General features: G+C 71.0%; 7 protein-coding genes and 2 pseudogenes. 3 read left to right on the forward strand and 6 right to left on the reverse strand.

From position 1 onward, the window contains the following. Positions 1–19: 19 nt before the first annotated feature. Genes ACGFMP_RS14660 through ACGFMP_RS14680 form a run of 5 tightly spaced genes read right to left on the reverse strand, consistent with a single transcriptional unit; the run spans position 20 to position 5,613 of the window. On the reverse strand, positions 20–856 hold the full coding sequence (locus ACGFMP_RS14660; RefSeq protein ID WP_393672616.1) for a DUF1295 domain-containing protein: 837 nt from the start codon (positions 854–856) through the stop codon (positions 20–22). Then, positions 853–2,145: a class I SAM-dependent methyltransferase gene (locus tag ACGFMP_RS14665; protein WP_393672617.1), complete on the reverse strand. Its 1,293-nt coding sequence runs from the start codon at positions 2,143–2,145 to the stop codon at positions 853–855. The genes ACGFMP_RS14660 and ACGFMP_RS14665 overlap by 4 nt, the downstream gene beginning before the upstream one ends. Continuing rightward, on the reverse strand, positions 2,142–3,569 hold the full coding sequence (locus tag ACGFMP_RS14670; protein ID WP_393672619.1) for a class I SAM-dependent methyltransferase: 1,428 nt from the start codon (positions 3,567–3,569) through the stop codon (positions 2,142–2,144). The genes ACGFMP_RS14665 and ACGFMP_RS14670 overlap by 4 nt, the downstream gene beginning before the upstream one ends. Further along, the gene (locus ACGFMP_RS14675; protein ID WP_393672828.1) at positions 3,566–4,288 is read right to left on the reverse strand and encodes a DUF1365 domain-containing protein; all 723 of its coding nucleotides are present in this window, start codon (positions 4,286–4,288) and stop codon (positions 3,566–3,568) included. The genes ACGFMP_RS14670 and ACGFMP_RS14675 overlap by 4 nt, the downstream gene beginning before the upstream one ends. Positions 4,289–4,314: 26 nt before the next feature. After that, a complete protein-coding gene (locus tag ACGFMP_RS14680) occupies positions 4,315–5,613 on the reverse strand; it encodes an NAD(P)/FAD-dependent oxidoreductase (RefSeq protein ID WP_393672621.1) in 1,299 nt (432 codons plus the stop codon). A gap of 623 nt (positions 5,614–6,236) precedes the next feature. On the opposite strand from ACGFMP_RS14680, the pseudogene ACGFMP_RS14685 reads away from it, so the two are divergent. Next, positions 6,237–6,593: pseudogene (locus tag ACGFMP_RS14685) on the forward strand (cellulose binding domain-containing protein); the annotation flags it as partial. Between the two features lie 102 nt (positions 6,594–6,695). Then, positions 6,696–8,245 (forward strand): annotated as a pseudogene (locus ACGFMP_RS14690) (glycoside hydrolase 43 family protein); the annotation flags it as partial. A gap of 279 nt (positions 8,246–8,524) precedes the next feature. On the opposite strand, the gene ACGFMP_RS14695 reads toward ACGFMP_RS14690, so the two are convergent. Continuing rightward, a complete protein-coding gene (locus tag ACGFMP_RS14695) occupies positions 8,525–10,954 on the reverse strand; it encodes a ricin-type beta-trefoil lectin domain protein (protein WP_393672623.1) in 2,430 nt (809 codons plus the stop codon). A 1,260-nt stretch (positions 10,955–12,214) separates the two neighbouring features. On the opposite strand from ACGFMP_RS14695, the gene ACGFMP_RS14700 reads away from it, so the two are divergent. After that, the gene (locus ACGFMP_RS14700; protein ID WP_393672624.1) at positions 12,215–13,675 is read left to right on the forward strand and encodes an RICIN domain-containing protein; all 1,461 of its coding nucleotides are present in this window, start codon (positions 12,215–12,217) and stop codon (positions 13,673–13,675) included. Positions 13,676–13,889: the final 214 nt, after the last annotated feature.

The following is a 13,889-nucleotide window of genomic DNA, read 5'->3' on the forward strand; positions in this document are numbered from 1 at the left end:
GTCAGTTCGGCCGTGGTCGTCACAGCTTTCGCGGCGCCTTTCGGTGACTGTCGGGCCGGTCGCGCGGGGGCAGAGGGACGAAGCCGCTGGTGCGAGCCGCGTACTCGGCGTAACCCGGGCGGCCGGCCATGTGCCGCTCCAGCAGGCGTTTCCCGCTGCCCCAGATCAGCAGGCAGGACATCAGCAGCGGGGAGAGCGCGGAGACGGCGGCGGCCTGCCAGGCTCCGCAGGCCATCGCGTACAGGCCCCACCAGACCAGGAAGTCGCCGAAGTAGTTGGGGTGGCGCGTCCAGGACCACAGGCCGCGGTCCATGACACGGCCCCGGTTCCCCGGATCGGCCTTGAAACGGGCGAGCTGATGATCCCCGACTGCCTCGCAGCCCAGCCCGGCAGCCCACACGAGCGCACCCGCGTATGTGCCGGCGCCGGGCGCCGCGGGCACGTACGCGGCGGCCTGCACCGGCAGCGAGATCAGCCAGACCAGAGCGCCCTGTGCGAGGTAGACGGTGCGCAGGGCGTACGCGGTGCGGCTGCCGGGCGCCTTGGCGAGGATCTGCTCGTAGCGCGGGTCCTCGCCGTGGCCGCGGCCGCGCCGGGCCAGGTGCACCGCCAGCCGCAGCCCCCACAGGGCGGTGGCGAGGACCACCAGCAGGCGCCGTCCCGCATCGCCCTGGCCGGCCGACAGCCCGTACGACACCACGGCCACGGCGGAGAACGCCACGCCCCAGGCGACGTCCACCAGCCGGTGCAGCCCGCGCGGTGCCGCGACAGCGAAGGTCACCGCCATCACGGCGAGGACGCCGATCGCGGCCCAGCCGAGATTGGCGGCGAACGCCGCCCAGGGAAACCCGGTCACGGACGTCCGCCCTCCGCGTACCAGTCCTCCCGGACGGGTGGCATGCCGCCGTCACCATCGCGGGTCGGGCGCACCGCGAGGATCTGGTCCACGCCCATCCGGCCCTCGGCGAAGGCCAGCGAGGAGCCCGCCAGATACAGCCGCCACACGCGCGCGGTGGCCTCCCCGGCGATCGCGGCGAAGTCGGCCCACCGCTCCTCCAGCGTGTCGCGCCAGGCGTCGATGGTGCGCGTGTAGTGCTCGCGCATGCTCTCCACGGACCTGACCTCCAGTCCGGCCTCCTCCAGCATGCCGACGGTACGGCCCATCGGGCGCATGTGCATGTCCGGGGCGATGTACGCCTCGATGAAGGCGCCGCCGCCGGGCGCGGTGGCGCCGCGGGACATCTGCTGGACGAGCAGCCGGCCGCGCGGGCGCAGCGCGCGGTGCAGCACAGCGGCGAACCCGGGGTAGTCGCGCTCGCCGACGTGCTCGCCCATCTCGATGGCGCAGGCGGCGTCGTAGCCGCCGGCGGGGAGTTCAGCGCCGAACTCCCGGTAGTGCGCCAGTTCCACGTCGACCAGGTCCTCCAGGCCCCACTCGCGGCTGCGGGCCTCCACGAAGTCCCGCTGCTCGCGGGAGAGGGTGACCGCGGTGACGTGTGCCTTGAACTCCCGTGCGGCGTACAGGGACAGGCTGCCCCAGCCGCAGCCCAGGTCCAGCAGCCGCACGCCGGGCGCGAGGGCGAGCTTGCGGCAGACCAGCTCCAGCTTGTCGCGCTGGGCGTCGGCCAAACCGTAGGCGGGGTCGTCCGGCGTCCGCCAGTAGCCGCAGGAGTAGGCCATCGACGGGTCGAGCAGGGCGGCGTACCAATCGTTGGACAGGTCGTAGTGGTGGCTGATCGCGGCCCGGTCGCGCGTGGTGCTGTGCGGCAGCCCCTTCAGCCGGGCCGGCCTGGCCCCAGGGGCCGGTGGGCGCGGGCCGATCGCACCCAGCCGCAGGGCGGTGACCGCCGCCGCGGGCCACTGGCGCCGGTCCTGGGCGCGCTCGCGCAGGGCCCGGCCGATCCGGCCGAGCGCGTCCGCCACGTCGCCCTCGACGTCCAGATCGCCGGCGATATACGCCTCGGCGACGCCGAGTTCGCCGGGCTGCCACATCAGGCGGCGCAGCGCCCGGCGGGAGCGCACCACGACCACGGGCCCCTGCACCGGACCACTGCGGCTGCCGTCCCAGGCCCGCAGTCCCACGGGGAAGGGGCAGCCCAACGCCGCGGCCAGCAGCCGTCCGAGCCGTTCCGCGACACCGCTCACCGCGCACCTCCGCCGGGGCCGGTGGCGTACGGACCGGCGCCGGGCCGCGTCTCACCGCACGCTGCGGGGTCGGGAGGCCCGCCGGGCACCTCCCCGGTGCGGCCTCGCGGCCGTCCGGAGGCGGGCAGGGGTCCGGACGGCAGGGTGCTCGCCCCGTCGTCCGCCCGGGCCAGGACGGCGTGCCGCACGTCGAGGTAGTCGGCGCGGAATCCGGCCTCGGAGTAGGCGAGGTAGAACTCCCACATGCGGCGGAAGACCGCGTCGAAGCCGAGGTCGCCGACCTCCTGTGCCGCCGCGGTGAAGCGCTCGCGCCACAGGCGCAGGGTCTCGGCGTAGTGCGGGCCGAAACCGGCGTCGTCCACGACACGCAGCCCTGCTCCGGCCGCATGGCGCTCGATCGCCTCGGCGGAGGGGATGACGCCGCCGGGGAAGACGTACTTGCCAATCCAGCTGTAGCCACCAGCGGTCGCGCGCAGCCGGTCGTGGGGCATGGTGATGGCCTGGAGGGCCGCCCGGCCGCCGGGGGCGAGCGCACGCCGGAGCGCGTCGAAGTACGCGGGCCAGAACTCCGCGCCGACAGCCTCTATCATCTCGGCGCTGACCACCGCGTCGTAGCGTCCGGGCACGTCACGGTAGTCGCGCAGTTCCACGGTGACCCGGTCCGCGTACCCGGCTGCCGCGACGCGTGCCGCGGCGAGGTCGCGCTGCTCCCCGGACAGGGTGATCGTGACGACCCGCGCGCCCCGGGCGGCCGCGCGCAGAGCCAGCCGCCCCCAGCCCGTGCCGATCTCCAGCAGCCGGGTACCGGGCCCGACCCCGGCAAGGTCCAGCAGCCGGTCGGTCTTGGCGTCCTGGGCGGTCGCGAGGTCGTCCCAGCGGGCGGGCAGCCGTGGGAAGAGAGCGGAGGAGTAGGTCATGGTCTCGTCGAGGAAGAGCCCGAACAGCTCGTTGGAGAGGTCGTAGTGCCGGTGGATGTTGCGCCGGGCGCCCGCCGCGGTGTTGCGTTCGTCGCGCGGCGCACGGTGCTGCCACAGGCCGCGCAGTCGCTGCACGGCGGGCGGTACGAGGCCGCCGACGTTCCCCGCGAGCACCGTGAGCACGGCGACGAGGTCGTCGGCGTCCCATTCGGCGGCCATGTACGACTCGCCGAAGCCGATCAGGCCGTCGGCGCCGATCCGGCGGTGGAAGGCCACCGGGTCGCGCAGACGCAGAGTCGGCCCGCTCGCCCCGGTCCGGGACCCGTCGGGCCAGGCCACCTGCAACGGCAGCCGGGTCAGAGCCCGTTCGACCAGCGCGGTGGCGACGGCCGTACGCGCGCGGGAGGCACGGGGAAGGTGGGCGACGTCCGGCCAGCGGCCCGGATCGACACCTTCGCGGGGCGCGGCGGCACGGGGGGCGGTTCCGGCCGTCACAGATGAGATCACTTCAGTCCCTCCTGGGTACGGTGGTGCGGGCGGCCGGTCACGGGAAGGCCGCGGAGGTACAGGTGGATGCCGTGGCGGCGGATTCCCACGGAGACCGCGGCGGTGGACCACGGGTGGCGGGCCGCGGCCGCGAGCAGGTGGCGGACCGTCGCCGGACGCCGGACGCCGCGCACGGTCGCGGTGAACGGGCTCGCGCCGTCCCGTACCAGCCGCACCGCCAGGTCGAGGCGTTCGCCCGGCTCGGGCAGCCGCATCCGGTAGGAGCCGTCGACCGGGAAGAAAGGCGAGACGTAGAACTCCTTGGGGACCTCTGCGCGGCCGGCGGCGTCGGGGCGCAGCAGGTAACAGTGCCGTTCGCCATGGGTGTTGTGCACCTCGGCCACCACGCACACGGGGGCGCCCGCCCTGTCGTGGCACCAGTACACGGTGAGCGGGTCGAAGACGTGGCCGAGCACGCGGGCGTGGGCGAGGGCCACCACCCTGCCGCCGTCCAGCCGCACCCCGTGGGCGGCCAGGAAACGCTCCAGGCCGGCACGCGGCGGCTCGCGCGTGGCCGCGAAGTGGTCGCGGGCGTCGAACCGGGCGAGCCAGCGCAGCGGGCGGGGCGGTGACGGAGGCCGGTCGAGGTCGAACAGCCACAGGTAGGTGCGGTGCCGGAAGGCATGGCGGAGCGGAGCCGAGCGCACGTGGGTGATCACGCACTCGTAGAGCGCGGGCACGGCGGCGGAGCCGGCTTCGCGGCGGGTCACCAGCGCACTCCCAGGGCCGCAGCGGCCGCCACCCCGGAACGGCAGCCGTCCTCGTGGAATCCCCAGCCGTGGTAGGCGCCCGCGTAGGCGGTGACCGCGGTGCTCAGGGCGGGCAGCCGGTGCTGCGCAGCCACCGACCGCGGTTCGTAGACGGGGTGTTCGTACACCATGCGGGCCACGACCCGGTCGGCGGCGACCCGGCCCGCGGGATTGAGGGTGACCACGTAGTCCTCGTCCGCGTCCAAGCGCTGGAGGCGGTTCATGTGGTAGCTGACACGGACCTCCCCCGCCGGATCCGCGCAGGACGGCAGCAGGTAGTTCCACGACGCGCGGGCCCCGCGGGCGCGCGGCAGCAGCGAGGCGTCGGTGTGCAGCAGGGTCTCGTTGCGGGAGTAGCGGAAGGCGCCGAGGACGTCGTGTTCTCCGGCAGTGGCGTCGGCCAGCAGGCGCAGGGCCTGGTCGGGGTGGGTGGCGAGCACCACCGCGTCGTAGGTGGTCGTGACGCCGTCCTCGCCGGTGACGTCGGCGCGGTCGCTCCCCCGGCGCACCGAGCGCACCGGCGCGGCCGTGCGCACGGCGGTGAGCTGCTTGCCGATCCGGCGCACGTACTCCACCGAGCCGCCGGTGACCGTCCGCCAGGCCGGCGAACCGCTCACCGACAGCAGGCCGTGATGTGCCAGGAAACGGAAGAGGTACACCGCCGGGTAGCGCAGGGCAGTGCGCGGCGGGCAGGACCACACCGCGGAGACCAGCGGCAGCGCGAAATGCATGACGAAGTAGGGCGAGTACCCTCGGGCCGCAAGGAAGTCGCCCAGGGTGACCGGGCCGGTGCCGCCCGCCGCGCCGCCGGTCCGCGCCACACGGCCGTCGTCCGCGGCCAGCACGGCCCGCGCCTGGCGGTGGAAGCGCGGCACCTCGGCCAGCATCCGAAGGTACCGGCCGCGCAGCAGGCTGCCGGGCCGGGCGAACAGGCCGGCGGGACCGCGGGCGCCGGCGTACTCCAGGCCGCAGCCCTCGCACCGCACGGACATGCTCATCTCGGCGTCCTGCGTGGCCACCCCGAGTTCGGTGAACAGTCGCAGAAGCGTCGGGTAGGTACGGGCATTGTGGACGATGAAGCCGGAGTCGACCAGGAGCGGCCGGCCGTCGCGCCCGGCGACTTCGTGGGTGTGCGCGTGACCGCCCAGACGGTCGTCGGCCTCGTAGAGCGAGACCTCGCAGTCCCGTTGGAGCACGTATGCGGCGGTAAGTCCCGCCACGCCGGCCCCCACAACCGCTACTTGCCGCCGATGCACGTGCTTCGCTCCCTTCCGCCCGTCATCACCGCTCCACGTCCGGGTGGTCCCGGCCGGAGAACACCGGTCCCACTTGATTCGGTGGTGCGGGACGGCCGGATTGGTCCGGATGGACCTCAAAGTGGGAGCAGGGCCGGCGGCGAGCCGGTAGGTGAGGCAGAACCGCCCGCCGGTTCGGCCGCGCCACCCGCGCCTGACACGTCACCGGGACGGCCGTCGAGCAGCACCGACCCGGCCGACCGACCGGACTCCAGCGCCGCGGGCACCCTCGCGTCTCCCCGGCTGAACCACCTCTCGTACGCCCGCGCCCCGGTCAGCCACGGCGGCGGCCCGTGGAACACCGCAGTCCCGCCCAGCCGGGTGGCGGCGACCACGGCGGCGGAGCCGCCGGCGAGCGGGCGGGGCCTCGGTCGTCGCGTCGGGCGCCGCCGTGATCAGCGCGCTCAGTCGCGCCGGCGCCGGCGGTCGACCTCTTGCGGGGCTTCCGTGACGCGTGCCACGCTGAATCTTCGTGTCGCACGGGGATGCCACCCAGGCGGCATCGTAAATCCCTGCATCCCCCCATCTGCGTGTGTTAGCGCTAACAATCGCTCCTCACGTTGAGTACACTCAGGGAGAATCTCGTGGATCGCAAACGCAGAAAACCGCATTTCAGGACATGGCTGATCGGCCTGGTCTGCACGGGACTGGCCGCCGTCGGAGTCTCGTTCGTCGCGACGTCGGCACAAGCGGCGAGCGGCTGCCAGGTCGACTACAGCATCACGAATACGTGGCCGGGTGGCTTCGGCGCGAATGTTAGCGTTACCAATCTCGGCCAGCCAATCACCAGCTGGCAGCTGACATGGTCCTTCGCCACCGGGCAGAGCATCACCCAGCTGTGGAGCGGCTCCTACATTCAGAGCGGCACCCAGGTCACCGTGGCCAACGCCTCCTACAACGGCAGCCTGGCCACCGGCGGATCCACCACCTTCGGCTTCAACGGCGCCTACACCGCCACCAACCCGGTCCCCACCGCGTTCGCCCTCAACGGGACGACCTGCACCGGCGGCGTCACCACCACACCGCCGACCACGCCCCCCACGACACCCCCCACGACACCCCCCACCACACCGCCGACAACGAGTCCCCCGTCGACGTTCAGCAACCCCGTCATCTGGGAGGACCTCGCCGACGCGGACGTCCTGCGGGTGGGGGACACCTACTACTACTCCGCCTCGACGATGCACTACTCCCCCGGGGCGCCGATCCTGCGCTCCTACGACCTGGTCCACTGGGAGTTCGCCGGCCACTCGGTGCCCTCGCTCGACTTCGGCGAGAAGTACAACCTGAACGGCAACGGGCGCGCCTACGTCAACGGCGTGTGGGCCTCGTTCCTGAACTACCGGAAGAGCAACGGAAAGTTCTACTGGGGGGCTGCATCGACTTCAACAAGACGTACATGTACACCGCCTCGCCGGTCGAGGGACCCTGGACGCGGGGTTCGGTGATCAACAACTGCTATTACGACGCCGGAATGCTCGTCGACGACAACGACACGATGTACGTCGCCTACGGCAGTGGCACCCACTACGTCGCCCAACTGTCGGCCGACGGACTGAGCCAGGTCCGCAGCCAGGCGGTGTTCACCGATCCGTCCAGCACCGGAACGACCGAGGGCAACCGCATGTACAAGGTGGGCGGCGCCTACTACATCCTCGTCGACCACCCGGCCAACGCCGAATACGTCCTAAAGTCCACCAACGGCCCCTTCGGCCCCTACACCGAGCAACCGCTGCTCAACAACGTCGGCACCCCCATCGTCGGCGGTGGCGTTCCGCACCAGGGCGGGATCGTGCAGACGCAGAACGGCGACTGGTACTACATGGCCTTCGTCGACTCCTACCCCGGCGGACGCGTCCCCGTGCTGGCGCCCGTCAAGTGGAACTCCAGTGGATGGCCGGTGCTCCAGACCGTCAACGGCGGCTGGGGTACCACCTATCCGTACCCGAACGTGCCCGCCCCTCCGCGTGAGGTGAAATCCCCCACGGGCACCGACACCTTCGCCGGGCCCGCTCTCGGACCCGAGTGGGAGTGGAACCACAACCCCGACAACACCAAGTGGTCCGCGAACAACGGCCTGACCCTGCAGACCGCGACGGTGACCAACGACCTGTACTCGGCTCGCAACACCCTGACCCACCGGATCCTCGGACCCACGTCCACCGCGACGGTCCCATTGGACTACTCGAGCATGCGCGACGGGGACCGGGCAGGACTCGCGCTGTTGCGCAACTCCTCGGCCTGGATCGGCGTCAAACGCGACAACGGCACCGCCCGCCTGGTGATGACCGACAACATCACCATGGACGGCAGCTGGAACACCACCAGCACCGGCACGGAGGTCGCGAGCACAGCCCTGTCCGGAGGCAAGGTCTGGCTGCGCGTCAACGCCGACATCCATCCGGGCACCGGCAGGCAGGGACACTTCTCCTACAGCACCGACGGCGTCAACTTCACCGCCTTCGGGCCCGGCTTCACGATGGACAACAGCTGGCAGTTCTTCATGGGGTACCGGTTCGCCCTCTTCGACTACGCAACTCAGGCGCTCGGAGGCTCCGTCAAGGTCGGCCAGTTCACCCTGTCCACACCCTGAGTCACCCCCGGTGCGGCGTGGAACGAGCGGGCACCCGCGCGAAGGTGCGCGGGTGCCCGCTCCTGCGCCATGGCCATAAAGCGCCGACGCAGCGCCGAACGCTCCTCCCCCGGCAGCCGGTCCCCTGCCAGAACTTCGTCCATGCAGTTCGCCGCCGCTATCACCTCATCCCGGGTGAGAGCCTGCGGATTCGAGACCGTGCGGGCCCGGCCGCTCAGGCCGGGCCCGGAGGCGCCCCGGGGCCGTCCCCGGGGCGCCTCGGAAGGGGTCACCCCCGTGTCAGCCGCGGGTCCACTTCTGGTTGGCGCCGCCGTTGCAGGTCCATATCTCCAGCAGGGTGCCGTTGGCGGTGGCACCGCCCGTGGCATCCAGGCATTTGCCCGAGCCTGTGCCGACGATCGTTCCGTCGGAGTTCAGCGTCCACTGCTGGTTGGTGCCGCCGTTGCAGTCGTAGATGTCGACCGCCGTGCCGTCGGCCGTACCACGCCCGCTGACGTCGAGGCACTTGCTCCCGTAGACGGTCAGTTGCTTGGCGGAGGTGAGGGTCCAGTTCTGGTTGGAGCCGCTGTTGCAGTCCCACAGCTCGGTGACGGTGCCGTTGGCCTGCGTGGCGTTGGGGACGTCGACGCAGCGGCTCGATGCCTGGCCCCTGATCGCACCTGTGCTGCCACCGCCGCCGTCGCCGCTGGTCGCGGTGACCGAGAGGTTGTCGAACATGTCGGTCTGGTAGCCGACGACTCCCAGCCCGACCTGGCCGCTGGAGTACGAGCCGTCCGAGGTCGAGCCGAGTGCGGCGCCGTCGAGGGTGGCGCTGATCTGGCTGCCGGTGAAGCTGAGCGAGGCCGTGTGCCAGGTGTTGAGCCCAAGCGAGGCGTGGCTGCCTGACGCGAGGGTGGTCAGCGTGCCGGAGGTGGTGCTCTTGACGATCGACCAGGACCCGGTGTTGCTCAGCCGCAGTTGGTACGCCGCCTGGTGCGACTGCGGCCGCTGCTGGGTGTTGGCCCGGCCGAGCAGGGTCACGGTGCCGGCCTGCTGGAAGTTCACGTCCGTACTGACCTTGTAGTTGCTCCAGGACGTGTCACCGAGCAGGCCGAAGGCGTCGCTGTCGTCCTGCCACTCGATCGGCCGCGTCGGCGTGACCTGCTGCAGGCACTGGCCGGTCCTGCCGGCGGCGCAGGGGCGCACCTCGAAGGAGCCCTGCATGTCGGAGAAGTACTTCGCCTCGGCGCGGGAGGCGTAGGAGTCGTAGGTGTCGGTGTACGGCAGTGCCAGCGGCGCAGCCGCCGGGCCGGTGGCCGTTCCCTTGCCCTGGCCGGTGGTGGTGGTCACCGAGTAGATCCGGTTGGGCTGGAGCGTCAGCGTGTAGCTGCCGCCCGAGGGCGTGATGTCGGACTGCTCGGCGAACCAGTCGGCGGAGTTCGACGAGCCCAGGTTGGTGGACCGCACGTGCACGGTGCCGGTGTTCAGCCCGCCGGTCACGTTGACGTTCACCGTCTGGGCGCTGCTCGCGCCGGTCGTCTCGTAGATCGTCGAGTAGTTCGTGTTGTCGGTGGACTTCAGCGAGATGTAGCTGCCGTTGTTCCTGTTGCCGCCGAGGTAGCCGCTGGCCGAGCCGGTCAGGAAGTGCCAGCCGGGCTGGGTGAACTGGGCGACCTGCGCGTTCGCCCACAGGCTCTTGCCGAGCGTGTACGCGCCGGACCACGGGGAGGAGGCCACCGCCAGCGCGTCGGTGCTGAAGGGCAGGTTCGGAGTCAGCGCCGCGATCAGCGGCCAGTTGATGAAGCCGGTCATCTGGCCGTCGAGGTATCCGCGGGTGATGCTGCGGATGTACGGGGCGGAGCCGGTCATGTAGTCCTGCGACCCGAACTCGCTGGCCCACAGCTGCTTGCCGGACGCCACGGCGTTGGAGCTGGACGAGCACGAGGTGGCGTCGCCCAGGTAGCCGCACGGATAGTGGGCGCCGATCACGCCGACCGCCGCCTTGAACGCCGAGTCGCTCTGCGCGTCGTCGGCGGCCCCCCAGCCGAAGCTGTCATCGGCGACGATCTGCACCCCGCTGTAGCCGTGGGAGTTGAGTGCCGTACGCAGGTTCTCGTACCAGGTCTTGTTGTGGCCGCGCTCGTTCCAGCCGCCGATGTAACTGATCGGCAGACCGTGCTGCTTGGCGCAGTCCAGCCACTGGATGTCGTAGTCGATCATGTCCGTCGACCAGAAGTTGCCGCCGCCGATCCAGCCGGGGGCTGCCCAGGGCAGGGCGACGATCTTGATGTTCGGGTTGCGTGCCACCGCCTGCTCGCCGAGCCAGAACTCGTAGCCCACGTTGCAGTTCACGTCACCGCGCGCGTGCTCGATACTCGGCTCCGCGCCGTCGGTCGAGTTGGCGTCGCCGCCGATCTCCAGCTTCAGCAGCTGCACGGCGGCGCCGTAACCCGGTTTGAACAGGTAGTCCAGTATCTGCGCGCGCTGCGTGGACGGATAGTCGATGAGCAGCCGGGAGTTGCCGCCCCCGCCGCTGATCGCCCCCACCCCGTCGAAGGCCCGGCCGGTGGAGCCGCCGTTGAGGGTGATCGCCGTGGCCGCCTGTGCCGCGGGGGCGGCAGCCACCACGGCGCCGGTGCCGGCGACAGCGCTGAGGAGAAGTGCCAGCCCCAGGCGCAGCCATCGCCTGCCGGGGGTCACTCGGCGCGGTCGCCATCGAGATGCGTTCATTTGCCACGATCCTTTGCTGAGGTATGGCCCGGCGGTCGGCCCGAGGTGCGCCTGCGCCGGGCCAAGGGTCGGGAGCCGTCCGGATCCGGTTCCAGCGGAGCCGAGCGAGTGTTAGCGCTCTCATGAGCGTTTCCGGCGCCGGTGACGGCTGCTGCCTGCGGTGCTTTTCGCGGTGTTCGTCGCCTGGCGCCGTGAGGCCGCCGATGCGTCTGGTGCCCTGTATTGCTCAAGCGGTGGCTGATCGTAGAGAGCGCACTGACGGCTCGTCAAGAGTTTTGTCCGAAGCTGTTGTTCGACCATGTTTGATTCAGTGCGCAATGGGAGGTCGCTTCCCTTGCTCGGCCGCCCGGCCGGAGGAGAAGCCGGCGGATCGCCGCGAGGTGAGCGCTCCCCTGTGCCGTGCCCGCAGAACTGAGCGGGCGAACGCCGTCGGCCGAGCCCTACGGTGGCCAGACCGGCTTCCCGCCCCAGCGCACCGCCGCACTGGAGCGCCCCATCTGGCGTCGGGCGGGAGATGCCGCTTGCCCGCGCGATGCTTGGCCCGTGCTGCTGCCGACGCCGGCTCTGACGGCGGTGACGCCGGGTCCGGGGCGGGGGCGAAGCCCCGCGGGGGGGGTTCGGTGACCAGCGGCGGTGGGGACAGCGGAGGTCGGCTCAGCTTTCCGGGTCGAGTGCAGGTGCTGCCCGACTGCCGGGCTGTCCTTGACCGAACGCGCACAATCCTCGGCTGCACGACCGTCCACCGCGCTTGGAGAGACGCCCGACTCCCCGCCCTGCCAACCGAACCCGCAGCCACCCCGCTCGCCTGACGTTCCTACGCGCTTTGCCACTCCGCCCTGTCCTCCGCCTGGCTCGCATCGGGCGCCGAACTCTCGAAGGCGCTCCACGCGCCGACACCGGCGTCGAGGTCCTCCTCAGCCCGCTGGGTGTATCGATCACGAGCGTTTACAGACCCGCACGTGGTCCGCGAGACGGTCTGGCCCCACATAGAGGGGCACGCAGACATCCGGTGGAATCGCCGAATCCCGCCGGGCCGCCATCCGGCAGGAGGCAGGGATCCTACGCCGAACGGCAGGGCAGTTCACTATCGGGATGTAGAGGGCCTTCCGGAAATCCCCACCGCGCGGACGCCCTTGTGCGATTGCGTACGATTGCGTGCTGTTCGCTTCGTATCCTGGCGGCGCACCTCCGCGATCCCCTATCCCTGTTCCAGACTGCGCGGTCCACCGCGCGGGAGGAGCTGCAGGGAAGGACCAGCCCGTGGAATCGTCATATCTTGCCATATCAAGAACAGCGCTGTTCAGGCTGTGCAGGATCGTCACCGTGTTCGCTCTCGCCGCGGCCACCCTCGCGACCTTCGGATCCAGCCAGGCGCACGCGTCCACCAGCCAGTACAGGGGCGTGAACTGGGCGGACCAGCGGGACAACTTCGTCAACGGCGTCCTCTACGTGTCCGGCCTCGGATCCTCCGACACGTATTCGTCGGCCGCTGCCACTGCCGACCAGGTGGTCGGCCAGATGTACTCGATCACCGGCGCCAACACCGTCCGCATGCCGATCAACGAGCCCACCGTCTCGAGCTACTGGTCGGCGTACACCGGGGCGATCGACACCGCGCTGACCAAGGGCAAGGTGATCCTGGCGTACTGGGCCTACACCGGCGGCAAGCCGACGAGCGCGAGCGGCTTCAACCAGATGTGGGACACCGTCGTCGCCAAGTACGGGAGCAACCCCAACGCCTACTTCGAGGTCATCAACGAGCCGTACGGCTACAGCACCGGCGACCTCGACAACTTCTACAACGCCTGGCTGGCCAGGTACTCCGGCGTGCCGCGCGCGCGGGTCATCCTCGACGGAGCGGGCGACGCCCAGAACGTCGCGGCGGTCGGCGGCGACAGTCGGCTGAACGGCACGATGCTTGCCGTCCATGACTACTCGTTCTTCGCCGGTTACGAGGACGAGACGGAGTGGGCGAACCACATCGCCGGCTACATCGGCAACTACGCCGACCGCACGATAGCCACCGAGTGGGGCGGCCCGATGGGCCCGGGCAGCAAGAACGGCGTCCAGTACAACGCGATCGACTACAGCATCCCCAGCGGGTCGTTCTTCGCCGACTACGTCCGCGGCGTCAGCAGCGAACTGCGCAAGCTCGGCATGGGCAGCGTGTACTGGCCTGGCCTGCGGGACGGCGACTGGTACAGCCTGACCACCAGGTCCGGCACCGGCTCGGCCACCAGGCTGTCACTGGTCAACCCCTCGGGGCTGACCCGGCTGCATTACGCGTGGGGCGACGGAGACGGCGGCGGCACCTACGTCAGGATCGGCAATGCCGCCACCGGCCTGTACGTCGACGGCGCCGGCGCCGGCGCCAACGGGTCCAGCGCCGACCAGTGGTCGGACGCCGGCAGCCGCACGGAGGAACAGTGGAGCATCGAGAACGACGGCAACTACGTGCGGATCAAGAACCGCGCGACCGGCCTGTACCTCGACGGCCAGGGCCGCACCGCCAACGGCTCGGCGGTCGGCCAGTACTCCGACACCAACAGCAACAACCAGCAGTGGTCGGTGCTGACCGATGCCAACACGGTCCTGATCAAGAACCGCGGCACAGGCCTCTACCTGGACGGCATGGGCCGTACGGGCAGCGGGTCAGTTTTGGGGCAGTACAGCAACTCCGGCAGCACCAACCAGCAGTGGCGAATCACCGCCGCCGGGTGACCTCGGTTGCAGTGGCTCCGGGAGGTCGGTAGGGGTAACGGTGGCGACGGTCACGGTTCCCGAGGACCAGGCGCCTTCCGGGCTGAGCGCGGATGGTGGGGTCTGCGCGCCAGCCCGGAGGACTCGCCGCGGCGCGGGGCACGAGCCCGCGCTGATCAGGCTGCTGCGCCGCGTTCAAGGCACAGCCACGCGCGTGTCCGCCTGCCGCCTCCGC

The sequence above is a fragment of the Streptomyces sp. NPDC049040 genome, from assembly GCF_043197715.1.
Classification (GTDB): Bacteria; Actinomycetota; Actinomycetes; order Streptomycetales; family Streptomycetaceae; genus Actinacidiphila.

Excerpts from the sequence above, each read along its gene's own strand:
- ACGFMP_RS14695 (WP_393672623.1), bottom strand. The coding sequence starts at position 10,954 with ATGAACGCATCTCGATGGCGACCGCGCCGAGTGACCCCCGGCAGGCGA.